Source organism: Inhella gelatinilytica, from assembly GCF_016093295.1.
GTDB lineage: Bacteria > Pseudomonadota > Gammaproteobacteria > Burkholderiales > Burkholderiaceae_C > Inhella > Inhella gelatinilytica.
Genome location: NZ_JAEDAL010000002.1, coordinates 105,797 through 131,809, shown reverse-complemented (window position 1 = coordinate 131,809; position 26,013 = coordinate 105,797). Strand labels below are relative to the sequence as shown.

Below are 26,013 nucleotides of genomic sequence, written 5' to 3'. Positions count from 1 at the left end.
CCCTTTGTGTCCTGCCTCGGCCCCCTCATGGGGCGCCGCTGGCGGCCTGGCAAAGCCAGTTCCGCGGCGGCCGCTTGAGCCCCGAGGCGCTTCTCAACGCCAAGATGAGATGGGAGGGCTTGTGAACCGACTCGAGCCCGGAACACGAGCTGAATGACGATGCCGGTAATGCACTTCCTCGCGGCCCTGGTGGCCGCGTTTTTTCTTCTGACGGGCACGGCCCGTGGCCAAGCCTATGAGGCCAAGCTGCCGGACGATTTGGCCAGCCACCCGAATCTGTGCGAGCGCGTGGACTGCGCCGCCGTGTTTCCGGGCGCCACGCGTTTTTCCGCTCGCAAGGGGCAGCCGCCCTATGTCGAGGCCTTCGACGCGCAGGATCAGTTGCTGGGCTATGTGATGCTCTCCACCGACATCACCGATACGCCGGCCTACTCCGGCAAGCCGGTGGTGACGCTGATTGGCATGGACAAGGTCGGCCGGTTTGTCGGCTTCAAGGTGCTCAAGCACTCGGAGCCCATCCTGCTCTTGGGCATCCCCGAGTCGGCGCTCACACAGTTTCACGACCAATACAAGGGCCACGCCGTCAGCGAAACACTGGAGGTCGGAGGCGGCGGTGGCAACGCCACGCACCTGGACGCAATCTCCGGCGCCACCGTCACGGTGATTGCCCAGAACCAAGTCATCACCACCTCGGGCCAAGCCGTGGCTGCGCAAGTGGGCATCCTGCCGCCCACGGTGCGCGAGCCCGCCCGCTTCAAGCTGGCCGGCAAGTTGCCCCGTTGGGCCGACCTGGTGGCCGAAGGCGCCGTGCAGCGCCTGACCGTCACGCCCCAGCAAGTGGGCTTGCCCCCTGGGCCCGAGCCCTTCATTGAACTGTGGTTCGGCAACCTGGACCACCCGGAAATCGGTCAAGCCCTGCTCGGCAAAACCAATTGGGAGAGCCTGCGCAGCCGCTTGCAGCCGCACGAACACGCGCTCTTCATCATCCGCACCGCCGGTCAGGAGAGCTTCAAAGGCTCGGGTTTTGTGCGCGGCGGCATTTACGACCGCATCCAGATCAAGCAAGGCCGCGACCTCTTCACGTTCCGCGACACCGATTACCTGAACCTGTATTCCCTGGAAGCCGCTGGCAGCCCGACCTACACCGAGGCTGCGATCTTCATCCTGCGCTCCAAGGCCTACTCTGCCGCCCACCCCTGGAAGCTGAACTTCCTGGGCAACCGCGTGGACCGGGCCACCGGCCAGCGCAGCTTTGCCAACTTTGAGCAGCCCTATTGGCTGGCCGATGAGCGTCTGGACGGCGGCCGCCCGGCGGTGGACGAAGGTCACACCTGGAAGAAGGTGTGGGCCGCGCGCCCGCTCGCCCTGGCCGGCTTCATCGTGCTGCTGCTGGCCACGGCGGTGGTGTACTGGCAGCGCGAGCGCCTGACGCGCCTCTCGACCCACAAGAACAAGTGGCCCGTCAACGGCTTCAAGTACACGGCCTGGGCCCTGTCCATCTTCTTTGTGGGCTTTGGCGTGTTGGCCCAGCCCTCCATCACCCAGGTGCTGACCTGGTTCCACTCCCTCTTGTTCCAGTGGCAGTGGGAGCTCTTCCTCTCCGACCCCTTCATCTTCTGCTTCTGGGTCTTCATCATCCTCACGACCTTCATCTGGGGTCGCGGGTTGTTTTGCGGCTGGCTCTGCCCCTTTGGTTCGCTGCAAGAGGGCTTGTACAAGCTGGCGGGTCTGCTGGGCCTCAAGAAGCTGCAACGCAACCTGCCCAAACCGCTGCATGACAAGCTGAAGAACCTGAAGTACTGGATCTTCTTTGGCCTCTTTGGCGTGTCGCTGGTGTCCATGACCACGGCCGAGGTGCTGGCGGAGATCGAGCCCTTCAAGACCACCTTCCTGGTGGGCGTGCTCAACCGCAGCTGGCCCTATGGCCTCTTTGTCGCGGCCATTCTGGGCGTGGCGCTGATCGTCGAGCGCCCGTACTGCAAGTACCTCTGCCCGCTGGGCGCTTCGCTGGCCCTGCCCTCCACCTTCCGCTGGTTCGGGCTCCGACGCAAGGCCGAGTGCAACACCTGCAAGGCCTGCGCCAAAGGCTGCGGCTCGCTGGCGATTGACCCCGCCGGCCGCATCGACCACCGCGAGTGCCTGCACTGCCTGGATTGCATGGTGCTCTACACCGATACCCATGCCTGCCCGCCGCTGGCCAAGGAGCGCAAGCAGCGCGAACGCGACGGCCAGCCGCTGACGGCCATCGACCGTCAGGGGTATTTCATTCCAATCATTCCGGTTGCGACCACTGCTTCCACGATTGCGCCGGAGCGCGACCCGCGCGCCGCCACCCCGCCTGTGGCGCCGCCGCACTTGGCGCGCGAGCGCAGCCTGGCCTGGCTGCTGGCGGAGGCGCGTCACCACCTCTTTCCCTGGAGCGCCAAGGGCTGGCGCACGGCCAAGGCGTGGCAAGTTGCCGGCATCGGCCTGGCCGTAGCCGCCACGCTGGCCTGGGTCTTGGCCTGGAACAGCCGGCTCTCGGCTGCCGCCGTCGTGGGGTGGTGGATCGGTTGGTCGGTGTACGAAGTGCTGCTGCGTAAGCAAGGCATGAGCTTCGTCAAGGACGGGCCGTGGTGGAAAGCGCACTATCGCCAAGCTGGATGGATGGACATGGTGGCTTACGTGGGATTCAAAAATTTGCTGATTGGTGCGGTGCTGTATCTGGGTCTGCAGGCCCTGGGCCGCCTGCTGCCGTGAAGCCCCCCTCGGCGCGCTGCTGGGCGCGATTCAGCCGAAACCTCCGAGCCACAGGGTTCGCTGGGCTGCTCGCGGCCTTGGGGTCTGGCGGCGCGCAAGCCACCACCTGGCGGGTGCAACCCGGGCAAGATCTTCAGGCGGTGCTGGACCGCGCCGCGGACGGCGATGTGGTCGAAGTGGCGCGGGGGCGCTACGAGGGCAATTTCGTCATTCCCAAGCGCCTCACCCTCAGAGGGCTGGAACGCCCCACCCTGAGTGGGGGTCTCAAAGGACACACGCTCAAGATCGCTGCGTCCGAGGCGGTGGTGGAAGGCCTGCTCGTCACCAATTCCGGCGATTCTCTGGTCGACCAAAACGCCGGCATCTGGGTTGCCCCCGGCGCTCATCGGGTGGTGGTGCGCCGCTGCGGCCTCTCCTACAACCTGTTTGGCCTGTGGATCGAACGGGCCAACGACGTCACCGTCGAGGGCAACACCATCACCGGCAAGCGCGACTACAACTCCTCACAGCGCGGCAATGGCATTCAGCTCTACAACACGCGCGGCGCCCGCATCCTGAACAACGAGATCAGCTTTGTGCGCGACGCGCTGTACGTCGACGTCTCGCACGACGCCATCTTCCGGGGCAACAAGCTGCACCACAGCCGCTATGGCACGCACTACATGAACAGCTATCGCAACCTCTGGGAGGGCAACGAGAGCTATTACAACCGGGGCGGCCTGGCCCTGATGGAAGTGCGGGACAACGTGGTGCGCCACAACAAGACCTGGGGCAACAGCGACCACGGCATCATGTTGCGAACCCTGACCGACTCGGTCATAGAAAACAACATCATTGCCGGCAACGCGCGCGGGCTGTTCATCTACGACGTGGAGTACGCCACGCTCAAAAACAATTGGGTGATCGACAACCAAATTGGTGTGCATCTGGCCGCGCTCTCCACTCGCAACACCGTGCAGGGCAATGCCTTCATCGCCAACCGCGAACCGGTGAAATACGTCGGCACGCGTGACGAGCGCTGGGGCGGCGCCAAGGGCGAGGGCAACCACTTCAGCAACTACCTCGGGTGGGACCGCGACGGCGACGGCGTGGGCGACCTGCCTTACGAGGCCAACGACCTGGTGGACCGCCTCTCCTGGCGCCACCCCAGTCTGCGCCTCCTGATGGGCAGCCCGGCCGTGCAGTCGCTGCGCGTGGTGTCCCAACAATTTCCGGTGCTGCGCGCGCCCTCCGTGGTGGACGCCCACCCGCGCATGCAGCCCCCCGCTTCAAACTGGAAGGAATGGCTTGGACGCCACTTCAGCAATTAACGCGGTCGCCGCGAACCGCCCGATGACCGCCAGGGCACCCATCGCCCTCCAAGGCGTGCGCAAGGCCTTCGGACCGCTGGTGGCCGTGGATGGCGTGGACCTTACGGTGCCGCGCGGCGAACTGTTCGGACTGATCGGCCACAACGGCGCGGGCAAGAGCACGCTCTTTCGCATCATGCTGGGCCTCACACCCGCCGACGCGGGCGAGGTGCAGGTGGCTGGCTGCGCCGTGGGCAGCCCCGCCTGGCAGGCGGCCCGTGCGCGCATTGGCTACTTGCCCGAGCAGCTGGCGCTGTACGACAACCTCAACGCCGTCGAGACCCTGACCTTCTTTGCCCAGCTCAAACGCGCCGACGCCTCCCAAATCGAACCCTTGCTGGCGCGCGTCGGTCTGTCCGCCGCTGCCGGGCGGCCCGTGCGCACCTATTCCAAGGGCATGCGGCAACGGTTGGGGCTGGCCCAAGCCTTGCTCGGGACGCCCCAAGTGTTGTTCCTGGACGAGCCCACCAACGGCCTGGACCCCCAAGCCATTCGCGAGTTCTATGAGCTGCTGGATGGCCTGCGCCGCCAGGGCGTGACGGTGATCATCACCTCGCACATCTTGGCCGAGTTGCAGCAGCGCGTGGACCGGCTGGCCATCCTGGCCAGCGGGCGCATCGTGGCCCAAGGCAGTGTGCAAGAGCTGCGCGAGGCTCTGGCCCTGCCGCTCACCGTCAGCCTGTGGGGCGAGCCCAGCGTGTTGGCCGCCGCTCAAACCGCCGTGGGCGATTGCGCCACCGCGCAGCAGGACGGAGCCGGTCTGCACCTGCGCTGCGAGCGCGTGCACAAGATGGAGGTGCTGGCCCGCCTGGCGCCGCTGGCCAGCCAGCTCGCCGACCTGCAAATCCATGAGCCCTCGCTGGAGGACCTTTACTTCGGAGTGGCCGCATGAACCCGACCTTGACCCTGGCCAGCAAAGAGCTGCGTGAGCGCCTGCGCAACCGCTGGGTGTTGGCCATTGCGCTGGTGTTCACCGCCTTTTCGCTGCTCATCACTTACTTTGGCGGGGCGCAGCAAGGCCAACTGGGGCCGCAATCGCTCGCCACCACCATCACCTCGCTGGTCAGCTTGGTGATTTACCTGCTGCCGCTGATCGCTCTGTTGATGGGCTTTGACACCATCGTGGGCGAACGCGAGCGCGGCTCGCTGGAGCTCCTGCTCACTCACCCCATCAGCCGCGGGCAGTTGCTGATGGGCAAGTACCTGGGGTTGGCCGCGGCGTTGACCTTGTCAACCTTGGGCGGCTTCGCCCTGGTGGGCGGACTGCTGTGGCGTCAATTTGGTGCCAGCGCCACGCTACTGCATTACGGCGGCTTTGTGGTCACCGCCACGCTGATGGGCCTGAGCTTTTTGAGCCTCGCGCTGCTGCTCTCCGTCTTGAGCCGTGAGCGCACCCGGGCGTCAGGCCTGGCCATCATGCTGTGGTTCGGCTTCGCGCTGGTGTTCGACCTGGCCCTGCTCGGACTCTTGGTGGGCACGGGCGGACAGATTCCCGGCTTGAGCGGGGACCGTTTTGCGTGGCTCCTGCTGCTCAATCCGGCGGACGTTTTCCGGATCGCCAACGTCTTCACCCTCGATCAGGTCGCAGGGCTGACCGGTCTGGGCACGCTGATGCCCCCTCAATTGGCCAGCCCGTGGATCATGGGCAGCGCCCTGCTGGCCTGGATCGTTGCGCCGCTGCTCCTGGCCCTCTGGAAGTTCAAACCATGAAAATCAGCCGCCGCCACTGCTTGGCCTGCGCCGCCCTACCCTGGCTGACCGCCTGCACCCGCGAGAGCGACAAAGGCCGCCAGGGCCCGCAAGAGGTCAATCCCGCCACCGCTTGCGATCTGGACGGCATGCTGCTGGCCGACTACGCGGGCCCCAAGGCCCAGCTCCATTACGCTGACGACCCCAAACCCGTCTTCCTGTGCGACACGGTGGAAATGGTGAGCCTCTTGCTCAAGCCCGAGCAGGTTCGCCCCCTCAAGGCCGCCTATGTGCAAGACATGGGGAAAGCCGATTGGGATCGACCCGTGGGCCACTGGATCGACGCCAAGACGGCCTTCTTTGTCCATGGCAGCAAGCGCCACGGCAGCATGGGGCCCACACTGGCCACTTTTGCGGAGGCGGCCGCCGCCGAAGGCTTCGTCAAAGCGTGGGGCGGCAAGATCTTGCCCTTCAGCCAACTGACCGCCGACCTGGCCGATCTCAGCGGCGGTGCGCTGCACGACAGCCGGATGTAAAACCGGCCTGCAGACGGAAGGGAAGGCCCGCGCGGCGCGGGCCCTCTTCTTTACTTCCGGCCTTCGAAGCGGTTCTCCACCAGCGGCTTGGCGTCCACCTGCGGCACGTGACACGAGTTGCACTGGTAGCGCGCCATGTTCAGGCCCTTGTTGCCGGTGGCGTCCACGTGGCTTTGCGGTACCGCCGGCGCTTTCTTGGCGGCCGCGCTGCTGGGGCTGTGGCAGTCCATGCATTGGTTGTCGCTGACCGTGATCTCGTCGAAGTTGTCGATGGCATGGGGGATCAGCGGCGGCTGCTCTTTGTAGCTGCGCGCGATCCGCTCCTGGCCGCCGCCGGGGCGTTTGCCGACATAGGTCTTGTCGTTGGGGGCCACGTCCACGGTGTCGGCGTTGCTGCCGCGCAGGGTGGAGACTCCGGCGAACTGCGCGCATCCATAGACCGCCGCCACCGCAGCCGCCACCAGCATCCAGCGCATGGGCAGGTTCTTCATGATTCGTCCTTTCGTGTCTTCAAGGGTTGGGGCCCACACGGCCCGTGCCGCGCCAGCCCATTTCAAACACATCCTGCGGACAGCGGTCGATGCACCGCCCACAGTTGCTGCACTGCCCGGTGTCGATCAAGCGCGAGCCCTCGCCCTTGAGCACCGGTTTCAAAATTTGAGGTTCCGGACACACGCGGTAGCAGTCCCCGCAGTCGTCGCAGTCCTCGCGCCGCTGGGCGCGCACGCGCAGCAGGCTGCGGCGCCCCAGCAGGCTGTAGAACGCCCCGTGCGGACACAGGTGGCCGCACCAAGCGCGAGGCACCAGAAGCAGGTCCGCCAAGAACACCGCCACCACCACGGCCCAACCCAGGCCCAGGCCAAAGAGCAAGCCGCGCTGCAGCATCGAAACCGGGTTCACCAGTTCCCACACCACCGTGCCCAGCAGCACAGGCAACCCCAGGGCCAGCGCGAGCAAAGCCCAGCGCGCCCGACGCGGCAACCGCACGCCGGTGCGCCAGCCCCAGCGCTCACGCAACCAGGCGGCGCTGTCGGTGACGGCGTTGACGGGGCACACCCACGCGCAGTAGCTGCGTCCGCCCACCACCGCATAAAACACCAGCACGATGGCGGCGCCCAGCGCGGCTTGCGCCTGCGGGGCGTGGCCCGCCATCAGCGTTTGCAGCCACACAAAGGGGTCGGTCAGCGGCACGGTGTGCAGTACCTGGCTGGCGCTCAAATTGCCTTGCAGCCAAGTGATGCCCCACCAAGGACCGGCCAGAAAGAGCAGCAGCACGCTGATCTGGACCGCCCGACGCGCCAACAAGAAGCGCTGTCCGCGCCAGCCCGTGGTCAGGACGCGTGAGGTCATAGCCGATCCCCCTTGAACGCCTTCAGCACCGGCGCGCTGGCGGCAGGCGAACCCGGCTGCGACGCCCCGTCGGGCAGGTGGTACTGGTGTTCGGGTTCGGGGGCGGCCAAGCTGCCGCCCGCCTTCTTCTTCTCTTCCCAGCCCAGGCGGTAGTGGGGCGAAGCCGCCCCTTGGGCCAAGGCAATGGGCAGCACTTTGATGGTGGGCACGGGCAGCGGACAGGCCTGCTCGCACTTGCCGCAACCGGTGCAGGCCTCGGCATGCACGGTGGGCGTGAACACCGCGTGTTTGCCCGTGCGGCGGTTGCTGTGCTCCTCCAGCGTGATGGCCTGGTCGATCAGCGGGCAGACGCGGTAGCAAATGTCACAGCGCAGACCCAAGTGATTGAGGCAATGCTCGCCGTCGATCAATACCGCCAAGCCCATGCGGGCGTCCTGAATGCGCTCGATGTCGCGATTGAGTGCGCCCGTGGGGCAGGCGCGTGCGCAGGGCACGTCCTCACACATTTCGCAGGGGATCTCGCGCGCCGTGAACACCGGCGTGCCCACGGGCACGCTCTCATCCAGCGTGGCCAGCCGCAAGGTCTTGTAGGGGCAGGCGCGCACGCACAGGCCGCAGCGCACGCAAGCCGATTGAAACTCCGCCTCGGGCAAAGCGCCCGGCGGGCGCAAGGCCTGCGGCGGCAGGGCCCGCGCCTGCTTGGCCTGCAAGCCCAGCAGCCCGCCCACCAAACCCGCGCCACAAGCCAGGCGGGCGGTGTCTTGCATCCAGCGGCGACGCGCCAGTTGCTCGGGGCTGCGGGGTTCGGTCACGGTTTTTTCCCGATCAAGCCTTGACCACCTTGGCCGCGCACTTCTTGAAGTCCGTCTCTTTCGAGATCGGGCAGGTGGCGTCCAACGTGAGCTTGTTGACCAGGCGGTGCTCGTCAAAGAAGGGCACGAAGATCAGGCCCTCGGGCACCTTGTTGCGGCCGCGGGTGTGCACGCGCAGCTGAATTTCCCCGCGGCGCGAAGCGACCTTGACCGCATCGCCGTGCTTGAGCCCGCGCTTCTCGGCGTCCTTGGGGTGCATCCAGACCACCGCGTCGGGGAAGGCCCGGTACAGCTCGGGCACGCGGCGCGTCATGGTGCCGGTGTGCCAATGCTCCAGCACGCGGCCGGTGCACAGCCACAGGTCGTACTCGGCGTCGGGCTTCTCGGGCGGGTCCTGGTAAGGCAGCGCGAAGATCACCGCCTTGCCATCGGGCTTGCCGTAAAAACGCAGGCCCTCTCCGGCCTTCACATAGGGGTCATAGCCCTCGCGGTAGCGCCACAGGGTTTCCTTGCCGCCCACCACGGGCCAGCGCAGGCCACGCACCTTGTGATAGGCGTCGAACTCGCCCAGGTCCTTGCCTTTGCCCAAACCGAACTTGCGGTACTCCTCGAACAGGCCCTTTTGCACGTAGTAGCCGTAGAAATCGGTCTCGTCGTTGCTGTACCCGCTCCAGGCGTGAGCGTTGACCTTGGCCGCGTCGGCCTTCGGGTACTTGTTGACCTCGCCGTTGGCAAACAGCACGTCGTACAGGGTTTTGCCCTTGTATTGGGGAGACTTGGTCAGCAACTCGGCCGGCCAGACCTCATCGGTCGTGAAGCGCTTGGCGAACTCCAGGTATTGCCAGAGGTCGCTCTTGGCCTCGCCCGGCGCCTTGATCTGCTGGCGCCAGAACTGGCCGCGCCGCTCGGCGTTGCCGAAGGCCCCTTCCTTCTCCACCCACATGGCCGAGGGCAGGATCAAGTCGCCCGCCATGGCGGTCACCGTCGGGTAGGCGTCCGAGACGACGATGAAATTGCGCGGGTCGCGGAAGCCCGGGTAGCGTTCCCCATTGATGTTGGGGCCGGCCTGCATGTTGTTGGTGGTGGTGGTCCAGTAGAAGTTCAGCACCCCGTCCTTGAGCATGCGGTCTTGCTGCACGGCGTGGAAGCCCACCTCGCCACGCAGCGTGCCGGCCGGCACGTTCCAAATCTTCTCGGCCACCTCGCGGTGCTGCGGGTTGGCAATCAGCATGTCCGCCGGCAGGCGGTGGGCGAAGGTGCCCACCTCGCGCGCGGTGCCGCAGGCGCTGGGCTGGCCGGTCAGGCTGAAGGGGCTGTTGCCCGGCTCGCTGATCTTGCCCACCAGCAGGTGGACGTTGTAGATCATGTTGTTGACCCAGGTGCCCCGCGTGTGCTGGTTGAAACCCATGGTCCAGTAGCTCGTGACCTTGGTCTTGGGGTCGGCGTAGAGCTGGGCCAGGGCTTCGAGCTTGTCCTTGGGCACACCACTGAGTTGCGCCGTGTACTCCAGCGTGTAGGTCGATACAAACTGCTTGAACTCGTCAAAGCTGATCGGGCTGCTGGCCATCGGGTTGCCCTTGGGCTTGCCATCGGCGCCCGCGTAGCCGTTGTTCCCGGCCACTTGCTCCAGCGGGTGGTTCGGGCGCAGGCCAAAACCAATGTCCGTCACACCCTTGTGGAAGTTGACGTGCTTCTTGACGAAGTCCTCGTTCACCGCGCCCGACTGGATGATGTGGTTGCAGATGTAGTTGAGGATGGCCAGGTCGGTGTGGGGTTTGAAGATCAGCTCGGCATCCGCCACCTCGCAGGAGCGGTGCGTGAACGTGGACAGCACATGCACCTTCACATGCGGTGCCGTCAGGCGGCGGTTGGTGATGCGGCTCCACAAGATGGGGTGCATCTCGGCCATGTTGCTGCCCCAGAGCACGAAGGCATCGGCATGCTCGGCGTCGTCGTACACGCCCATGGGTTCATCGGCGCCGAAGCTGCGAATGAAACCAAACACCGCAGAGGCCATGCAGTGGCGCGCATTGGGGTCGATGTTGTTGGAGCGCAGGCCCGCCTTCATCAGCTTGTTGGCGGCATAGCCTTCCCAGATGGTCCACTGGCCCGAGCCGAACATGCCCACCGCCGTCGGGCCCTTGGCCTTGAGGGCGGCCTTGCACTTCTCTTCCATGATGTCGAAGGCCTGTTTCCAGCTGATGGGCTGGAACTCACCGTTCTTGTCATAGCGGCCGTCCTTCATGCGCAGCAAGGGCGTGGTCAAGCGGTCTTGGCCGTAGGGGATCTTGGCCAGGAAGTAGCCCTTGACGCAATTCAGGCCCTTGTTGACCGGCGCATCCGGGTCGCCCTGCGTCGCCACGACCTTGCCGTCCTTCACGCCCACCAGCACTCCGCAGCCAGTGCCGCAGTAGCGGCACACCGCCTTGTCCCAGCGCAGGCCATCGGGCGTGGTCGCAGCCGTTGCCGCGTGCGGCAGCGTCATTCCGGCCACCGAGGCGGCCGAGGCCGCCGCGTGGATCTTGATCACTTCACGGCGCGACAGCGCCAAGGTCTTGGACATGGACGACCTCCTCGTCAGGTTCAGCTTCAAATTGGTTAAAGACCAACGCCACGTTCAGCACCCCAGGCAGGGTGCGCACGCGGTCGTGGGTTTCGGCTCCGGCGCCGTCATCGGACTCCACGGTCACGATCAGGCGCCCTTCAGGGGCGGTGGCATGAACCTCCACGCCCGGGATTTCGATCAATCGGGCCTGTACTGCGGCCAACTCGGCCGGCAGCGCCTCCACGATCAGGCTGGCAATTTGCATGGGCGATCCCTTGAAACCATCTGCTGCAACGCAGCAATCCCATTTGGCGCTTAGGGCTATTTCATTTCCTTGACTTGCGTCAGGTTCGAGAGCGCCCGTCGCCATCGGGCAACAAGCCCGCGGCTTGATGGACTTCAAGGAGCCGGCCTTGCCCACCCCGCACACTGGCAGCATGTCACTGAACCGTCGCCAGTTCTGTCAGGCCGCAGGGGGCTTGGGCAGCCTGCCCCTCGCCGTACCCGGCCTCGCCCGCCCCGCCCCGCCAGCCCCGGTGCCACGACCCTCGGTGTGGTGGCGCGACCGCCAGGGCGCAGTCGAACTGAGCCTGCCCGACCTGACGCCAGTCCGGCGCCTGGCGATGGCGGGCCCGTGGCGCGCCAGCCCCACGGGCTTGTGGGGCATCGACGCCGGTCGGTTAACCCAATGGGGCCTCGCCGGCACCGAAGCCCAGCGCGTTCCCGCCGCGCCGGGGGATCGCCCGCTGTCCCTCGTGTGCGTCAGTGCCACCGGCGAGCAGGTTTTGACGAGCGACGGCCTGCGCCTCCACCTGTGGTCCACAACGGCGCAGCGATGGGTCGCCCACTACCCTTGCCCCGCCCAGGGTGTGGTGGCGGCGGCCCACCCCGTGCGGCGCAGTTTTGTGCTGGCACCGCAAGGGGTCGAGGCCTTGTGGGAAATCTACCTGGACCCCCAGGCCGAAGACTTCTACACCGGCACGGTGCACGACTTTCAGTTTGGCGAGGGCGTGCCCACCCGGGGCCACCTGGGCTTGCGCCCCATGCCCATGCCCACGGGGCTAACGGCCTTGGCCGTCCATCCCCAGCACTTTCATGTGCTGGCCCGAACCCGTGCGGGCGAAGCCCTGATCGTCAACCTGGATGCCCGCCGCCCCTTGCGGCCGCGCCGGGCGGTTCACGCCTGGGGCCTCAGCACTTGGTGCACCTGGCAAGGTCAGGCCGCCTGGGCCCACCTCACCCCAACGGGATTTGAGGTCGTGGGGCTGGACGACGCGGCAACCTGGGTGCAATGCCCGCGGCCTGCCCGGGGCCTGGTGGGCCAAGCCGACCGTGAATTGCTGTGGCGGGCCGACGAGGACCGCTTGCAGGCCTGGCCCGAACGTGCCGGCCGGGCGCCCATTGCGCGGGCGGGCGCACAGCTCGTCACGGCGCGGGCCGTCGGAGACCTGGTGCTGGTGCTCTGGCGCCAGGCCGAACAGGCCTGGTTGACCTGCCACAGCGCGAGTGGCGGGCCGGCGCTGGCCGAAACCCCCTGGACGCTGCCCGCCGGTCCGCCGTTCCTCCACGGGGACGAATTTCAAGGTCTCGGCGTGGACCCTGGGCTCTAAAAAACCGCTGGCATTTCCACCTGCCTTGGCGCACTATTGCCCCAGGCCCGGTGGTTTTCGGGCATCAATGAGGAGGCTGCCATGAACCTGCCCCGCATTTCCGACGCCCTGACCATGGGCACCATGATTGCACTGACCTTGATCAGCCTGTTCATGGTTTTGACCTTCGAGCCGGCGGTTGCGCCGGAGCCTGAAGTCCCCGTGCAGCTTGCCCCCGTTCAAGTTCAGGCACAAAAAGATCCAACCCCCAAACTGCCGCCGGTCACGATTCAGCGCTGAACGCCCGACTGCAGCTCAAGCCGCCGACCAGGTGTCGGTGGCTGTGTTGGGGCGTTGGTGCCACAGCCAAAAGGCTCGTGCAAGGGACAAGCCCCACAGACCCGCCGCACTAATCCAGGCCGCCCAAAAACTGTGGCTGAGATGGTGGGCTCCGCGGGCCCACTGACCCAGTGACCCCATCACGCCCAGCCCGGCAACCACCCCAAATGCCACCAGGGCCCAGCGGCGCTGGTGGCGCCACCACGGCCAACACAGCCCCCACAGCGCAAAGGCACCGCCCGCGTGTCCGCTGGGAAAGCAATGACCCGGCCCGCCATCGGCCCGGCCCCAGGCCCAATGAGAGACCCATTCAGCCTGCCCCCCGAATTCCGCCAGGTCCCAAGGGCAACTGGTCAGGCTGTGGGCCTTCATGAAATTCACCAAAGCGGAAACGGCCAGCGCTGCGCCCAACCCCACCAACAGTTCGCTGCGCGTCGGGCCAGCACGATGCGGACGAACCACCAGCACCAGGATCGCGACCACCGCCAACCCCATCACGCCACGAATGCCGTTGTGCAGCAAGCCTTCAGCCCAAAACGCATGTCGCGCGGCAAAGCCGTTCGCGTCGGCCCACCAAGGGGTGGTCAGCGCGTCCAACCGCAAGGCATCCCACAGGCCGATCAGGGGCAACGCCAGCAGCAAGGCCCACGCCACCCGGGTGCGCGCAACCGACTTCATGGTGCGCAGGCTGCCAGGGCGTCCCAGCGCGGCTGATAAAGACGGGTCCTCACATCCAACAGCGTTAGCGCCGTATGGAACAGGTGTTCATGATCGGGCCGCAAGCGGCTGGGCAGCGTTTGAAGACAGAGCTCCGCCCAGCCGCGCGACCGACGCCACCCCTCGCCCACCCACATCAGCCAGGGCACATCGGTCTGTTCGGCGGGCGCAAAAGCGTAGGGCAGGCCATGCAGATACAGGCCTTTCTCCCCCAGCGATTCCCCGTGGTCCGGCGTGAACCACAGGGCCACGTCCATGTCGGTCTGCGCCACTTGCAATTGCTTCAAGGCCTGCGCCAGCAGCGCATCGGTGGCGTGCAGCGCGTTGTCGTAGGCATTGCGGATGGCCTCGCGGCTGCAGCGCCCCAGGTCGTCGCTGCGGCACTCGGGCTGGAAAACAGCGTGCTCCGGCCCATAGCGCCGGTAGTAGGACGGGCCGTGGTTGCCCAGCATGTGCAGCACCAGCAGGTGCGTACCAGACCCGGCCTGGCGCACAGCGGCGATCTTCTCGGGCAAGCCGGCAAAGAGCTGGGCATCGCAGCCACCCTTTTTGCACTCGATGCGGCGCTCGGGCAGGCCTTCGCACACGCCCTTGCAACCCGATTGCGCATCCCACCAGTCCACTTGCACGCCCGCGCGGGCCAGCACGTGCAGCAGCGACTGCTGCGTGCGGATGCGGTCCTCGTCGTAGTCGCTGCGGCCCACGGGGGCAAACATGCAGGGCAGCGAGGTTTCGGTGTCCGTGCCGCAGGTCTTCATGACCGGGAAGTACACCCACTCCGCCTGCGCCTGGGTTTGGGGCGCAGTCACCCGCTCGCCGCCCTCGGGCAGCAGGTACCGGCCCCAGTTGGCGGCGCGCACGGTTTCACCGACCACCCAGACCAAGAGGCGCGGCCGCGCGGGCGCCGGGCCCGCCTGCGCGTCCTCCCCGATCGGCTCGCGGGGCTTGCGGGCTTCCTGCAGGCCTTTCCAGACGCTGCGCGGCATGGAGTACAGCGGCGCCACCGGCAGCATCTGGTAGCGCAAGCCTTTTTGGTTGCGCATCAGGGACGAGAGCGGTTGGAACATCGCCAGCAGCAAGGCCACGGCCACGCCCAGGGCCACGCCCCACAAGGCCATGCGGCGCCAAGCCAGACGCCAGAAGGAGGCGTGAGCGGGGCCCTCAACCCGCACCCAGGCCAGCACCAGCAGGATGGGCAAGGCCCACAAGAGCTGGCGCAACAGGCCCCAGCCAATCAACTCGCGCGCCTCCTGCCACTCGGTCTGCAGCACGTTGCGCATCATGGCCGGGTCCAGCACCACGCCGAGGTTGTGCGTGTAGTGGCTGCTGCAGGCCGCCACGACGGTCAGCAGCGCCAGCAGCGCTTGGGTCCAGCGCACCCCCAACAGCGGGGCCACGAGCAGGTAGTGGATGGCCGCCAGCAGGGCCACCACGGCGGCCTGCAGGCCCCAGCCCGCCTCCAACTCCTGCCGCAGGGCCGCCAGCACTGGGCGGTTGAACAACAGGGCCCAAGCCAGCGCGACCACCAGCAAAAGGGCTTCGGGCGAGAGCGTAGGGCGCGCCCAGCGACGGAACGAGAGGAGCCGATCAAACATGGGCGACGATTAGATCTCAGCGCGCTTGCCGGAGTCTTAAGAGGGCCGGTGCGAGCCGGCCTCGCTTAGGGAAGCCAGAGGTGAAAGCGCGTTCCGCCACCCGGGCGCGGCCTCAACGCCACCCAACCCCGCTGCTCTTCGCGCCGGTGGGCGCGCGCCACCGCGGCGCACAGCTCCATGCCCAGCCCCGTCGAGCTCTGGGCGCTCGGGTCCGGGCTGCCCAAGCCCGGCCCATCGTCTTCCACGGCGAAGAGCACCCCCCCGGCGTCCGCGCCGACCGACAGCACCACCTCGTCCCGCGCAAAGCGCCACGCGTTGTGCAGGGCAGCCTCCAGGGCGAGGCGCACCAAGCGGGCATCGAAATACCAAAACGGCGGCAGCGCGCCATCGGTCACCAGTAGCAGCGGCGCGCCTTCGGGGCGGGATGGCATGTGCTCCAGCGTGCGCAGAAAGCCGGACGGCGATTCGTCCTCCAATTGCGCCTGCAAGGCTTCGTGGCCGCCGCCGTAGAGCGTGAGATAGGCCACCAGCCGCTGCCGCAGCTGCGCGCAGTGGTGGTGAGCGCGCTGGGCGCGCGCCGTGTCGGGCGCCTCCGCCAAACAGGCCAATTCCGCTTCCAAATTGCCAAGCTGGTTTTTCAGGTCGTGGACCAGTAGCGCCATCAGCTCGCGGTTCACGCCAATTCCTTGCTGATGGAAAAGCCGCCCTCACGGCTGAGCGTGGCCAAGGTCTCGCGCAGATAGCGGCGCATCTGCGCCACGCGCTCATGGCCCGGCAACAGCTTCTCCAGCCGGGCCAGGTAGTCACGCACCCGGTCCACGCGCGAGGCCTCCAGGCACTTGTTGAGGCGCAGCCACATGCAGTTCATCTGCGTGCATTCCAGCAGCACCGTCGTGTTCTCGGGGTAATCCGCCAATTCGGCCTCGATGGCCACCAGCGCCTCATCCAGCTGTCCACTGCGCAACAGGCGCTTGGCTTCAAAGAGGCGCGTTTTCAGGCTCTGGCTGGCACTGGCGATCAAGGCCTGGGCCTCCTCGCCTTTTCCATGGTCCGTCAGCGCCCGCGTCACCAAGCGCTGCGTGCGCAAGTCTTCATGGTCGGCGCACAGGGCGCGCTGCATCAGGCCCAGCGCCCGCGCGTCTTGGCCGGTGGCCAAGGCGGCCCGTGCAAGGGCCAGCGTCGCAAAATCGCCCTTGCGCGTGCCCCCCATTTCCAAGGCCTGATTGGCGGCCGCCAGACCTCGCGCGGCCTCGCCGGTCTGCACCCAGGCCTGTGCTTTGATCGCCAATGCCACCTGGTCAAAGGCGGCGCCGCGGGTGCCCCGCGCATGGGCCTCGGTGAGCAGCGTCAGCGCCTCTTTGCCCTCCCCTTGCTCCACCAGGGCCTGGGCCAACACCAGCGCATCTTGGGGCTGGGCCATCACCGAGCCCTGCCCACCCTTGTAGGCCTTGGCGTAGGCTTGCCTGGCCACGGCCAAGTCGCCCTCGCGGTAGGCCGCCTCCCCCAGCAGCCGCTGACGCCGCGCCGACGGGACCGCCTGCACCGCCTGCTTGAGCGTCTCGACGGCCGCGGCGGTGTCGCCCAGCCGCTCCTGAGCATCGGCCAACAAATCAAACGCGGGCAAGCACCGACTGCCATCCGGCGTCTGGAGCACCGCCAGGGCGAGCTCGCGACACTGCTGAAAGGCGCCCGCGGCTTTGTGAGCGCGCATCAGCCCCACCTGAGCCCAGAGCAACCCAGGCCGCAGCTGTAGCGCCTGTTCATACACGCCGCGGGCCTCGTCCACCGCGCCCAGTTGCAACTGCAATTGCGCCTTGTGCTGCAAGGCATGCATGAACCAGCGGTCCTTGCGCGCCAGAACCTCGTCCGCAGCCTGAACGGCGGCGAGCCAATCTTGTTTGCCCAGCGCCTTCGTGATGGGCAGCAGGGCCTGTCGCTTCTCGAGTTGCGTGCGCAGCCGCTCCTCGATGTCGCCCGCCGTGATGGGCTTGAGCAGGTAGGCGTCGGGCACCTGCTCGCTGGCCGACGCCACCGCGCTGTAGTGGCTCTCCGCCGTCACCATGAAGAACAAACAATCCGGGGGCAGCAGACGGTTCTCACGCAGGTGCTCGAACAGTTGCTGGCCGTCTGTCTTGGCGTTGAGGTTGTAGTCACACAGGATGAGGTGGTAGCGCTTGCCGCGAATGTGGCGCAGGGCGTCGTCGGCCGAGCTGACGGCATCCACCCGATCAATCCCCACCATGTGCAGTTGGGTGCGCAAGGTCGTCTGCTGCGTGGCCATGTCGTCGATGACCAAGGCATCGAGCTCGGCATAAGGATGGTTCAGACGCATGGACTCCCCAGCTCCCCTTCTTGTGGGGAGGAGCTTACGCTGATCGCGGAGCCTGCCGCCCGCGTTGTGGGGCCTCGGACCACCCGGATTCCGGGGGTTCGGCGCCCCATCGGCGATCATTCGGGCTGCGGCCCCTTCACAGCACCATGACCCCCTCCCAACACCCCCTGAAAAGCCACGGCGGTCTGATCCGCGTGTGGCGCGCGTTCGGCTACTCCCTGCAAGGCCTGCGGGCTGCGGTGCAGCACGAAGCCGCTTTCCGGCAGGAGCTGGTGATCGGCATCCCGCTGATCGCCGCTGCGCCCTGGCTGGGGCGCAGCCTCGGGGAGGTGCTGGCGCTGATCGGCGCCGTGGTGCTGGTGTGGATGGTGGAGTTGCTCAACTCCGCGCTCGAAGCCCTGGCCGATGCCATCAGTGTGGAACACCACGCCCTCCTGGGCCGAGCCAAGGACTTTGGCAGCGCCGCCGTGCTGATGGCGCTGCTCCTGTGCACGGGCGTGTGGGGTTGGGTGATCGTCGAGCGCTGGGCTTAAGGCCCGGTCTGGCTCAACGCGCCGGCTTGGGCCGGTGCAGGGCGCACAGTTTGTGGCCGTCCGGGTCGCGCACATAAGCCAGGTACATCGCGCCCGGCCCTTCACCGCGCAGCCCCGGCGGCGACTCGATGGACGTGCCACCGTGGGCCACCGCTGCATCGTGGAAGGCCTGCACCTGCTCGGGAGAGTCGCACTTAAAGCCGATGGTGCCGCCATTGGCCACCGTGGCCGGCTCGCCATTGATGGGTTCGGTCACGCAAAAGCTGGCGCCGTCGTGCCGGTAAAAAAGCCGCTTGTGGCCGCTGCTGGCCGTGTTTTGCACCGCGGCGCCGGCTCCGAGCACGCTCAGGACCGCGTCGTAAAAGCGTTGCGAGCGGTCGATGTCTTGGGTGCCGACCATGATGTGGCTGAACATGGGTTACTCCTGGGCTGAAAGGAAAGCGGGCCACGCAACAGGCGATCCCGTGCGGGCCAACGGGGGCATTGTGGTTCGAAGGCGCGCCCGAGCGCCCGGCCAGCAGCTCGCTACCCTTGGGCGGGCCGGGGTTTCTGAATGCGATCCAAGGTCAGACTCCACAGGGCTGAGGAGCGGTCAAACGCCGTGTGTGCGGCGGGCACGCCGTCCGCGCCATCGTCAAAACGGCGTTCGGCCCAGACCTGAAAGCGCTGGGCGGCCTTGGGGTGAGCCCCCCAAAAGCCTTGCCAGGCGCGCACGGTGTCCAGGGCAGCGGTGGCCCACAGGCCGTCCGCCATCCCGGGCGCCACGGTCTTGGGGTCGAGGCAGCGGGCCAAGCCAATCAGCGGCGTCTTGTGGGCGGTCTCCAGCGCGCGGCTGACCAGGTACAGCCAGGAGCGACCGTAGGCGCCCACGCGGTCGGCGCGCTCGTTGGCCTCGGAGAGGGCGTGGATCCACCAGCGCGCGGGCCGGAGCGTGCCGGCCTCGACCGCGGGCTTGAAGGTCTCCAGCGCAAAGGCCGGCGTGCAGGCCGGCGCAAAGAGGTGCAGGCTGGCAGCCGCCAGGCCCAGGGGCTTGAAGCGGCGCAGCAGGTGGCCCAGCAACAGGGCGCCGTCGGAGTGCCCGACCAGGTGGATCTCCAAGCCGGGCACGGCGGCGGCCAAGGCCTTGAGGGCTGCCGCCACTTGCCGGCCGGCGCCCTCGGGGTCTTCGCAAGCCCGTGCGGCATCGGCCTGGGTCTGGGCCCACAGCGCCCCTCCGGGGGCTCGCAGCTCAGCCTCCAGCAGGCGGTCCCCCCGCTCCGAGGGCTCCTTCAAACCGGCGCGGGCAGCGACGGCATCGGCGTAGACCGGCGCGCCCTCCAGCCCCGTGGCCCGTCCCACCACGAACAGCGGGTAGACACCGCGGGCCAGCGCCTTGGGGGCGAGCGCCCGCACCCGCGCCAGCGCCTCGGCCTCGGTCACCGGGCCGCCCATCGCATAGACCAGGACTTTCTTGCGGCGCTGCGAGCGCAGCCACACCAGCGGGTGGGCATAGGCCGTGGCGCGCACGGCTTGGCGCGCGTCCGCCGCGGTGATGTCGTTGCGCAGCGGCAGGCCGCGATTCATCAGCACCGTGTGCCGCAAGGCTTGATCGGGTGCCAGCTCCCCAGCGCCGGCTGACACCGCGGTCGGGCTGCTGGGCGACGGCAGCAAAAACCGTGCGGCGCGCGCGCCGGCCCCGAGCAGGCCCACGCTGTGGCGCGGCACGCCCAGGGTGAAGGCCCAGGCATCCACCCCGTGCAGCAGCCAGTCTTCATAGGGCAGCAGCGCGCAACCGTGCGCGCCCCAGTCGGGGCCCCAGGAGTTCTGCACCACAAAACCGCGGGCGTTGTAGCCCACCAGCGCAAAAGCATGGGTGCCGCCCTTGCCGGGCGTCGGCGAGCTGCTGATGGTCGGCAAGTCCGCGTGTCCGCTCAGCTGGGTTTGCGCGTCCACGCCCCAGCCGTCGTGCACCACGGCCGAGGCCAGCAGGGCGCCGCACTCGCGGATCGCCGCCTGCACATCCACGATGGCGCGCTGGTCCACCCGGTAGTACACCCCCAGCACGCAGGCGAGCGCATCCACATCCCAGTTGCGGCGCGGGTCGAGTGGGGCCGTCGGGTCTTCGAGCGGCGGCGCAGCCCCCGGCTTGTGCCCCGGCGCGAGGTAAGGCCAAAGCGACTCGCGGCACACCCCGTGCCGGTGCCAGCCTTTCAGGGCGCCGCGGCAGCTGGAGCCCTCGTAGTCCTCTCCCGGCCACTCGTCGTAGAGCTGGGCCACGCGGTAGAGCATGGCTGGGCTGACGCGCGGCGGGGGCTCGGCAGCGTCCGCCTCGTGGGCACGAAACCGCAGGGTGTTGATGACGGCCGCCAGGCCAAACCCGGTGCAGGCACCGTCCTCCCCCTGGTTCAGCACATGGCCCGCCTGGGCGTAGCGCGGCAAAAAGGCGGCCAGCTCGGCATCGCTCGGAAAACACGGAGGCAGGTTGCCCAGGGGCGGGCGGTAGGGCCGGTCGCGCAGGTCCAGGCGGTCCGGCCGCACGTCCAAGGCCAGCCGGCGGCCGGCGATCGTCATTTGTTTTTTGGGCACAGGTCCTCCCAGAATGTCGTTCAACCGCCCCGTGCGCGGGGGCTCACCACTTGCAACCCTTGTTGCGCAGGGCCTCCAACGCCATCGGCCCCAAGGCCAGCAGGCCTTTTTCTTGATGGGCTTTGCGGCAGTCCTCCCGCTGCGCGTCCTCCACGGCCTTTTCCATCTTGTTCTTGCGCTCCGGCGGCAGGGCCGGCAGCAGCTCCAGAAGACCCGGGCTGCGACGCGGACCGGCGGCGCTGCTGCGCGGCAAGCTGAGGTTCAACGGCGGTGGGGGCGCACTGGCGGCCGCCGACGGCGCCGTGGCCACATCATGTCCCACCCGGGGCCCGGCGTCGGGCCCACCCGCGGTGGCCCGAGGCCCCGGGTCCTGACTGGGCTGTGGGTCGCCACGGCTCAGCGCCGCTCCGCCCGGGGCCAGCGCTGCCGGCGTCTGGGGGACGGGACCGCCCACGGGCGCTGGCGGCACCCCCGCCGGGCTGGGCGCCGCGACCGCGGGGGGCGCCGCACTCGGGACCGGCGAGGCAAGCACCGGTGCCGGTGCCACCTCCGGCGGGGTCTCCAAACGCGGAACGGCTGGCGACAAAGCGGGGCTGGGGCGCGCCGTGGGCAGCGCCTCCAGTCGGGGTTGGCGCAGGGTTTCCAGCACGGGGCGCAGGGGCGTCACGGCCGGATCGTTCAAGGTGCGCAGCACGGGCTCGGGTTCGGACACGGCTTCGTTGGGTTCCGGCGGCAGGGTGGGCGGGGGCGAAAGGGCCGTGGCACGCGCAGGCGGCAGACTCAGCGCACGCAGGCGTTCCACCGCGCTGCGCGGCCGCGGCTCGGCCGGCGCCTCCAGCCAGCGCGGCACCGCGGGCGTGGGCGCCGAGGCCGCTGGTGTGGCCGAAGCAGCCGCTGCGGCAGACGCCGCGGCCTGAGCGGCAGCCTCGCGCTGCGCGGTTTGGGCTTCGGTCACCGCCAGGCGTTGCCGCATGTGCGCCAGCTGCTCGGCCAGAGCCTGAGCATCCAGCAAGGTCGGCGCCACCCCCCCTCCCGCCCGCTCCACGCCAAGCGGGCGCTCGCGCACCTGGGGGGCATCGGGCGTTAACACCCGCAGCACCGGCTCCACGGCCGGCACAGCCTCAGGTTCCGGGGCCGGCACCGGCGGGGGCACTTCCGGCTTCGCCGACTGCGGCTCGACCTGGGCAGATGGCTCAGGGACCGCCAAGCGCGGCACTGCAGGCGCAGTCTCTGGCGGCGCGGTTCGCTGGGGCGTCACCGGCCCACCCAAGCGGCGGGGTTCCGGTCCCGGCGCTTCAGGGGGCGGTACCGGGGGGGCTGGAGGCTGCGCCGAAAGGGCCGGTGCGGGCCGGGGGGCCGGCCCCTCGCCACGCCCGCCGCCGTCGCCCTCCGCGCGGTCGGGGTCCGGCCGAACTTCCTGCGGCCTCCAGCGGCCTTGGCGCCGAGCGCCAGGCGTATCAGCCGCGACCTCGACCGCCGGTCGCACCACACCGCCGTGCCGCGGGGTGGCCGCTGTTCCCGTCGGGCCATCGGGAAGCACCTCGGGCACCTCCGTCTCGGCCCGCCCCCGGGGCGCTGTGCCCCAGCCTTCCAACACCATCACCAGGGGCCCGCCCCGGCCGCTGCGCGCGGGGTCGGCGGGGCCCGTACGCAACCCCACGCTCAGCGCCAGCCACACGTGCAACAGGGCCGACAACCAGAGCGCCCGCGCCAGCAGGCTGGGCTGTCGTCCGAAGACGACGCCCTTGGGGCGGGTGGGGGCATGCAGGCGCTTGAGCAACACAGGGGCGATTGTGCGCATCCGCACTGGCCCCATCAGTCCTCGATGTATTGCTTGTATATCTGCGCCAAACGGCCGCTGGCGCGCAGCTGCTTCAGCCCCGCATTGAAGTCATCGCGGATCTGCGCGTCGCGGAACACCGGGCGGTAGTCCTCGGGGCGGGCCACCGTGAAGCGATGGGCGGTCACCGGCAGGATCTTGATCCCCTGCTTGCGCACTTCCTGCGTGAAGTACTGAAAGATCAGGCGGTCGCTGAGGACCACGTCCACCCGGCCCACCATGAGCAAACGAACCTGGGTCGCCTGATCGTTAACCTCCGAGAGGCCGCCCACCTTTTCCAGCGGCCCCAACCACTCCGGGTAGCGCTTCGCCGCCCCCTGGAACGACACCACCCGCAAGGGCAACAAGTCCGCGGGGGACTGAAGGCTCAGCCCGCGCTCCTTCAACGTGAACAGCACGTTGTCATAGAGCACGGCGCTGTCGCCGTAATGCCCGCCTTCCGCACGCAAGTCCTCGCCCAAATCCGTCATCGCTGCATCGACCCGCCCGGCCTTGAAGGCCAAGGGCACGCGCACAAACGGGAAGTACATCGGAATCAGCCGGTGTCCTTTCAGCGCCAAGGCCTCACGGTAGGTCTCGATTTCAATGCCGGAATTGGTCGCCGGAAAGCTAAAGGGCGGGATCTTTTCGCCAAAGGCCATCCGCACGTCGGCGGCGTGCGCGTCGACACCCAGACACCCAACGGCCACGGCGGCAACACAAGCTAAGAGCTTCAACTGGGGGCCCTTTCACTGCAACAAGGGACGGCACTGTGCAGTGCGCTTTGTATCCCAAGACCGCGCCGCAACAAAGGCCCGACTGGGCGCCCGGATCGCCTCACGCCGCCCGGTAGTTGTTCTGCATGGTGTAGCCGCGGGCGTAGAGCGCAAAAAGCAGGGCGGCCAGCAGCGCAAAACCGGCGAAGAAGAACATCTGGAAGGCCGTGACGCCAAAGCCCGCGCCTTGGATGGCCGCCGTGACCGCCGGGCTCTTGACGCTGCTGTTGGCCAGCAGCACCCACAGGTTGCCGACCGTCACCGACAGGTTCCAGAAGCTCGTGATCACGCCCTTCATGGCCAGCGGCGCTTGGCTGTACGCGAACTCCAAACCCGTGGCGGAGACCAGCACCTCGCCCATCGTCAAGATGGCATAGGGCAGCACCTGCCAGACGATGCTCACGCTTTGGCCGCCATCCAGCCACAGCTGCATCCCGCCCACGACGATCCAGGCCACACCGGACAGGGCGATCCCCAGGCCCATGCGGCGCAGGGGTGTGACCGCCACCCCGAGGCGCTCCACCAGCGGGTAGAGCACCAGGTTGTTGAAGGGGATCAGGATCATCACCAAGAGCGGGTTCAGCGCCTGCATCATGGAACTCTGGAACCACTCGGGTTTGCCCATCTGGTCCGCTTGCAGCACCCAGGTCGAGGCCTTTTGATCGAACAGCGACCAAAACGGCGTCACCAGCGCAAACAGCACCAAGAGCCGCAGCACCGCCCGCGCGCCATCGACCGCCTCGGCCGGGTGCTGTGTGCCCACTTTGTGCAACTGCAGCGCGGCACCCACGCCGCCAAAACCCATCACCAACACCAAGGCCAGGCACACCGCGGCCACCAGGCCCAGTTGGGGGATGGCAGTCAGGCTCCACACCGCGCCGCCCACGCCCAAGAGCGCCACCGCCGTGCCGGCGCCCCCCGCGCGCAGTGCGCTCAGCACCACCTTCAAAAAGCCATGCGGGTTGCCGTCTCGCTGCACCGGCGTGTGCACATAGCGCTTGCGGCCCAGCCAGAAGATCAGCGTGGCCAGGCCCATCAGCAGGCCCGGAATGCCAAACGCCACGCTCGCGCCCCAGGTCTTGAGCACCACCGGCATCAGCAGCGAGGCAAAGAAGGAGCCGAAGTTGATGATCCAGTAGAAGGCATCAAACACCTTGCGCGCCAGCGAGCGGTTGCTCTGGTCGAACTGGTCCCCCACGAAGGAGCTGACCAGCGGCTTGATGCCGCCCGAGCCCAGCGAGATCAAAAAGAGCCCGAAGTAAAAGCCGCGCAGGTTGTTCTCAAACAGCGCCAGGCAGGCATGGCCCGCGCAGTACACCAGGCTGAGCCAGAAGATGGTGTTGTATTTGCCGAAGAAGCGGTCCGCAATCCAGCCGCCCAGCAGCGGGAAGAAGTACACACCAATCACGAAGGTGTGGAACACCTCCTTGGCCTCGGCCTTGCGCAGCTCCTCCGGCACCGAGAGCAGCAGGCTGGACATCAAGAACACCGTCAAGATGTTGCGCATGCCATAGAAGCTGAAGCGCTCACACCCTTCGTTGCCAATGATGAAGGGGATCTGCCGCGGCATGCGCGGCGTGGGTTGCTGGATGTCGGCCATGGTGGTTGAAGCAAGGCCCGGCCCAGGCCCACGGCCCGCCCGGCCCTGCGGGCTGGAAAAGGCGTGGAGTGTAGAAAACCCTTGTGTTTTCCCGGCACCTCGTGCGCTGGCCAAGCCACTTGGCCACGACGGACAGGCACCTACTTCATCAGACTACCCAAGTCGAGCCGGATCTCGGTAACCCGCAACGTGGGCTTGTGCCTTCCAAAGCACAATGGATTTCAAAACTTCGATTTTCGCCCCGCCGCTCTGGGCGGGATCACAGAAAGCCCCTGTTTGGTCTTCGCAGTTGACCTGCTCAAGCTGCGCTGGCTAACCCGATGAACTTATACGATGCGAAGCTGCACCATGCCCCTCTGGGACTACAGGATCGAAACCGTCAAAGGACTTTTCAAGTCCAGGAATCGAAAGCTGAGAGAGCTGCAAGCCGTGTGCGAGGGCCTTGGAAACGATGGATGGGAACTGGTGGATGTCACCTACGACTGGTTCGTTGTGCAGTACGTCCTGTTCCTCCGAAAGCCCAAAGAGCCCACCGGTTTAACTTGAACCCACTATGCCCCCGCGGCGTCAAGTGCGATGCTGCCCTTGATTTCGTTTCGAGCGCGAGAGCGCCCGCCAGCCGAGCCGTTCTGAGCCACTTTCCTGACATCTCCCCCGCATGAAATCCCAGCTTGTGCTTCGTTTTGAACCGGATTCGGATGGCGCAGGCGAGCTCTTCGTCACCGCCAGTTGCGAGCGCTTTGCCGGCGCCGGATCGGCCTGGTTCGCGCAGGACGAGGTCCGCGCCTTTGGTGAGAAGTTGCAGTCGGGCTTGACACTCACGCCGGGCACGGAATGGCGACTCGAAGGGGGCTACTGGGAATCAGGTAGCTCACCGCCCCGCTTGCGGGATGTGTTGGTCGGGCTGCGGGTGTATCCGATTGGTCGTACCGGCCAGATCGGCATCCAGGTGCGGCTGGGCGATGGCACGCATGAACAGCAGCGGCCAGAGAGCCGCGGCTGGGCCAGCTTTGAGCTGCCGGCCTGCTACGAAGACTTGCACCGCTTCGGTGCCCAGATGCAGCGCATCGTCGAGTCCTCGGATGCCACCGCGAGCCTGTACCCCGATGAGCCCTGACCCGCTGACTG

At 67.4% G+C, this 26,013-nt stretch carries 23 protein-coding genes; 9 read left to right on the top strand and 14 right to left on the bottom strand.

What is annotated here, in order from left to right; genetic code table 11:
- The first annotated feature begins 153 nt into the window (after positions 1–153).
- The 5 genes from I7X43_RS05485 to I7X43_RS05465 all read left to right on the top strand — a co-directional run bounded on the left by I7X43_RS05485 (position 154) and on the right by I7X43_RS05465 (position 6,313).
- Positions 154–2,739, top strand: coding sequence for a 4Fe-4S binding protein (locus tag I7X43_RS05485; protein WP_198099921.1), 2,586 nt, complete (start codon positions 154–156; stop codon positions 2,737–2,739).
- A gap of 65 nt (positions 2,740–2,804) precedes the next feature.
- Positions 2,805–4,049 (top strand): nitrous oxide reductase family maturation protein NosD, encoded by a 1,245-nt coding sequence (locus I7X43_RS05480; RefSeq protein WP_246480245.1) that lies wholly within the window; start codon positions 2,805–2,807, stop codon positions 4,047–4,049.
- A gap of 22 nt (positions 4,050–4,071) precedes the next feature.
- The gene (locus tag I7X43_RS05475; RefSeq protein WP_198099919.1) at positions 4,072–4,980 is read left to right on the top strand and encodes an ABC transporter ATP-binding protein; all 909 of its coding nucleotides are present in this window, start codon (positions 4,072–4,074) and stop codon (positions 4,978–4,980) included.
- Positions 4,977–5,798, top strand: a complete 822-nt coding sequence (locus I7X43_RS05470; RefSeq protein WP_198099918.1) for an ABC transporter permease — start codon at positions 4,977–4,979, stop codon at positions 5,796–5,798. The genes I7X43_RS05475 and I7X43_RS05470 overlap by 4 nt, the downstream gene beginning before the upstream one ends.
- Positions 5,795–6,313: a nitrous oxide reductase accessory protein NosL gene (locus I7X43_RS05465; protein ID WP_198099917.1), complete on the top strand. Its 519-nt coding sequence runs from the start codon at positions 5,795–5,797 to the stop codon at positions 6,311–6,313. Before I7X43_RS05470 ends, I7X43_RS05465 begins: the two co-directional genes overlap by 4 nt.
- A 50-nt stretch (positions 6,314–6,363) precedes the next feature.
- Here the strand turns inward: I7X43_RS05465 and I7X43_RS05460 are convergent, their stop codons facing one another.
- From I7X43_RS05460 to I7X43_RS05440, 5 genes are read right to left on the bottom strand one after another with little or no spacing between them, the layout of a single operon-like run.
- Positions 6,364–6,804, bottom strand: coding sequence for a nitrate reductase cytochrome c-type subunit (locus tag I7X43_RS05460; RefSeq protein WP_198099916.1), 441 nt, complete (start codon positions 6,802–6,804; stop codon positions 6,364–6,366).
- A gap of 19 nt (positions 6,805–6,823) precedes the next feature.
- Positions 6,824–7,663: a quinol dehydrogenase ferredoxin subunit NapH gene (gene napH / locus I7X43_RS05455; RefSeq protein ID WP_198099915.1), complete on the bottom strand. Its 840-nt coding sequence runs from the start codon at positions 7,661–7,663 to the stop codon at positions 6,824–6,826.
- Positions 7,660–8,475: a ferredoxin-type protein NapG gene (napG, locus tag I7X43_RS05450; RefSeq protein WP_310737525.1), complete on the bottom strand. Its 816-nt coding sequence runs from the start codon at positions 8,473–8,475 to the stop codon at positions 7,660–7,662. The genes napH and napG overlap by 4 nt, the downstream gene beginning before the upstream one ends.
- A 13-nt stretch (positions 8,476–8,488) precedes the next feature.
- Entirely contained in the window at positions 8,489–11,026 is a 2,538-nt protein-coding gene (gene napA, locus I7X43_RS05445) for a nitrate reductase catalytic subunit NapA (protein WP_198100359.1), read from the bottom strand.
- Complete coding sequence (locus I7X43_RS05440; protein WP_198099914.1) at positions 11,007–11,285, bottom strand: chaperone NapD; 279 nt, start codon at positions 11,283–11,285, stop codon at positions 11,007–11,009. Before I7X43_RS05440 ends, napA begins: the two co-directional genes overlap by 20 nt.
- Before the next feature lie 172 nt (positions 11,286–11,457).
- On the opposite strand from I7X43_RS05440, the gene I7X43_RS05435 reads away from it, so the two are divergent.
- Together I7X43_RS05435 and I7X43_RS05430 are read left to right on the top strand one after the other, a co-directional pair.
- On the top strand, positions 11,458–12,630 hold the full coding sequence (locus I7X43_RS05435) for a hypothetical protein (protein ID WP_198099913.1): 1,173 nt from the start codon (positions 11,458–11,460) through the stop codon (positions 12,628–12,630).
- Positions 12,631–12,711: 81 nt separating this feature from the next.
- Complete coding sequence (locus tag I7X43_RS05430) at positions 12,712–12,909, top strand: hypothetical protein (RefSeq protein ID WP_198099912.1); 198 nt, start codon at positions 12,712–12,714, stop codon at positions 12,907–12,909.
- 15 nt (positions 12,910–12,924) lie between these two features.
- Here I7X43_RS05430 and I7X43_RS05425 read toward each other — a convergent pair whose 3' ends face one another.
- The 4 genes from I7X43_RS05425 to I7X43_RS05410 form a co-directional block, all read right to left on the bottom strand.
- Complete coding sequence (locus I7X43_RS05425) at positions 12,925–13,626, bottom strand: phosphatase PAP2 family protein (protein ID WP_198099911.1); 702 nt, start codon at positions 13,624–13,626, stop codon at positions 12,925–12,927.
- Complete coding sequence (locus I7X43_RS05420) at positions 13,623–15,260, bottom strand: phosphoethanolamine transferase (RefSeq protein ID WP_198099910.1); 1,638 nt, start codon at positions 15,258–15,260, stop codon at positions 13,623–13,625. Before I7X43_RS05420 ends, I7X43_RS05425 begins: the two co-directional genes overlap by 4 nt.
- 65 nt (positions 15,261–15,325) lie before the next feature.
- Positions 15,326–15,937 (bottom strand): sensor histidine kinase, encoded by a 612-nt coding sequence (locus tag I7X43_RS05415; protein ID WP_198099909.1) that lies wholly within the window; start codon positions 15,935–15,937, stop codon positions 15,326–15,328.
- Positions 15,934–17,592: a response regulator gene (locus I7X43_RS05410; RefSeq protein ID WP_198099908.1), complete on the bottom strand. Its 1,659-nt coding sequence runs from the start codon at positions 17,590–17,592 to the stop codon at positions 15,934–15,936. Before I7X43_RS05410 ends, I7X43_RS05415 begins: the two co-directional genes overlap by 4 nt.
- Positions 17,593–17,738: 146 nt before the next feature.
- Between I7X43_RS05410 and I7X43_RS05405 the strand changes: the two genes are divergently transcribed.
- The gene (locus I7X43_RS05405) at positions 17,739–18,125 is read left to right on the top strand and encodes a diacylglycerol kinase (RefSeq protein WP_198099907.1); all 387 of its coding nucleotides are present in this window, start codon (positions 17,739–17,741) and stop codon (positions 18,123–18,125) included.
- Between the two features lie 13 nt (positions 18,126–18,138).
- Here I7X43_RS05405 and I7X43_RS05400 read toward each other — a convergent pair whose 3' ends face one another.
- The 5 genes from I7X43_RS05400 to I7X43_RS05380 form a co-directional block, all read right to left on the bottom strand.
- Entirely contained in the window at positions 18,139–18,540 is a 402-nt protein-coding gene (locus tag I7X43_RS05400; RefSeq protein WP_198099906.1) for a VOC family protein, read from the bottom strand.
- Positions 18,541–18,650: 110 nt separating this feature from the next.
- On the bottom strand, positions 18,651–20,675 hold the full coding sequence (locus tag I7X43_RS05395) for a C1 family peptidase (RefSeq protein ID WP_198099905.1): 2,025 nt from the start codon (positions 20,673–20,675) through the stop codon (positions 18,651–18,653).
- A gap of 58 nt (positions 20,676–20,733) precedes the next feature.
- A complete protein-coding gene (locus tag I7X43_RS05390) occupies positions 20,734–22,491 on the bottom strand; it encodes a hypothetical protein (protein WP_198099904.1) in 1,758 nt (585 codons plus the stop codon).
- 14 nt (positions 22,492–22,505) lie between these two features.
- A complete protein-coding gene (locus tag I7X43_RS05385) occupies positions 22,506–23,246 on the bottom strand; it encodes a substrate-binding periplasmic protein (RefSeq protein ID WP_246480209.1) in 741 nt (246 codons plus the stop codon).
- 100 nt (positions 23,247–23,346) lie between these two features.
- Complete coding sequence (locus I7X43_RS05380) at positions 23,347–24,885, bottom strand: POT-type proton-dependent oligopeptide transporter (RefSeq protein WP_246480208.1); 1,539 nt, start codon at positions 24,883–24,885, stop codon at positions 23,347–23,349.
- 658 nt (positions 24,886–25,543) lie between these two features.
- Between I7X43_RS05380 and I7X43_RS05375 the strand changes: the two genes are divergently transcribed.
- A complete protein-coding gene (locus I7X43_RS05375; RefSeq protein WP_198099903.1) occupies positions 25,544–26,002 on the top strand; it encodes a hypothetical protein in 459 nt (152 codons plus the stop codon).
- The last annotated feature ends 11 nt before the right edge of the window (positions 26,003–26,013 follow it).

Excerpts from the sequence above, each read along its gene's own strand:
- I7X43_RS05485 (WP_198099921.1), top strand. The coding sequence starts at position 154 with ATGACGATGCCGGTAATGCACTTCCTCGCGGCCCTGGTGGCCGCGTTT.
- I7X43_RS05475 (WP_198099919.1), top strand. The coding sequence starts at position 4,072 with ATGACCGCCAGGGCACCCATCGCCCTCCAAGGCGTGCGCAAGGCCTTC.
- I7X43_RS05470 (WP_198099918.1), top strand. The coding sequence starts at position 4,977 with ATGAACCCGACCTTGACCCTGGCCAGCAAAGAGCTGCGTGAGCGCCTG.
- I7X43_RS05465 (WP_198099917.1), top strand. The coding sequence starts at position 5,795 with ATGAAAATCAGCCGCCGCCACTGCTTGGCCTGCGCCGCCCTACCCTGG.
- I7X43_RS05460 (WP_198099916.1), bottom strand. The coding sequence starts at position 6,804 with ATGAAGAACCTGCCCATGCGCTGGATGCTGGTGGCGGCTGCGGTGGCG.
- napH (WP_198099915.1), bottom strand. The coding sequence starts at position 7,663 with ATGACCTCACGCGTCCTGACCACGGGCTGGCGCGGACAGCGCTTCTTG.
- I7X43_RS05440 (WP_198099914.1), bottom strand. The coding sequence starts at position 11,285 with ATGCAAATTGCCAGCCTGATCGTGGAGGCGCTGCCGGCCGAGTTGGCC.
- I7X43_RS05435 (WP_198099913.1), top strand. The coding sequence starts at position 11,458 with ATGTCACTGAACCGTCGCCAGTTCTGTCAGGCCGCAGGGGGCTTGGGC.
- I7X43_RS05430 (WP_198099912.1), top strand. The coding sequence starts at position 12,712 with ATGAACCTGCCCCGCATTTCCGACGCCCTGACCATGGGCACCATGATT.
- I7X43_RS05425 (WP_198099911.1), bottom strand. The coding sequence starts at position 13,626 with ATGAAGTCGGTTGCGCGCACCCGGGTGGCGTGGGCCTTGCTGCTGGCG.
- I7X43_RS05420 (WP_198099910.1), bottom strand. The coding sequence starts at position 15,260 with ATGTTTGATCGGCTCCTCTCGTTCCGTCGCTGGGCGCGCCCTACGCTC.
- I7X43_RS05410 (WP_198099908.1), bottom strand. The coding sequence starts at position 17,592 with ATGCGTCTGAACCATCCTTATGCCGAGCTCGATGCCTTGGTCATCGAC.
- I7X43_RS05405 (WP_198099907.1), top strand. The coding sequence starts at position 17,739 with ATGACCCCCTCCCAACACCCCCTGAAAAGCCACGGCGGTCTGATCCGC.
- I7X43_RS05400 (WP_198099906.1), bottom strand. The coding sequence starts at position 18,540 with ATGTTCAGCCACATCATGGTCGGCACCCAAGACATCGACCGCTCGCAA.
- I7X43_RS05395 (WP_198099905.1), bottom strand. The coding sequence starts at position 20,675 with ATGACGATCGCCGGCCGCCGGCTGGCCTTGGACGTGCGGCCGGACCGC.
- I7X43_RS05390 (WP_198099904.1), bottom strand. The coding sequence starts at position 22,491 with ATGCGCACAATCGCCCCTGTGTTGCTCAAGCGCCTGCATGCCCCCACC.
- I7X43_RS05380 (WP_246480208.1), bottom strand. The coding sequence starts at position 24,885 with ATGGCCGACATCCAGCAACCCACGCCGCGCATGCCGCGGCAGATCCCC.
- I7X43_RS05375 (WP_198099903.1), top strand. The coding sequence starts at position 25,544 with ATGAAATCCCAGCTTGTGCTTCGTTTTGAACCGGATTCGGATGGCGCA.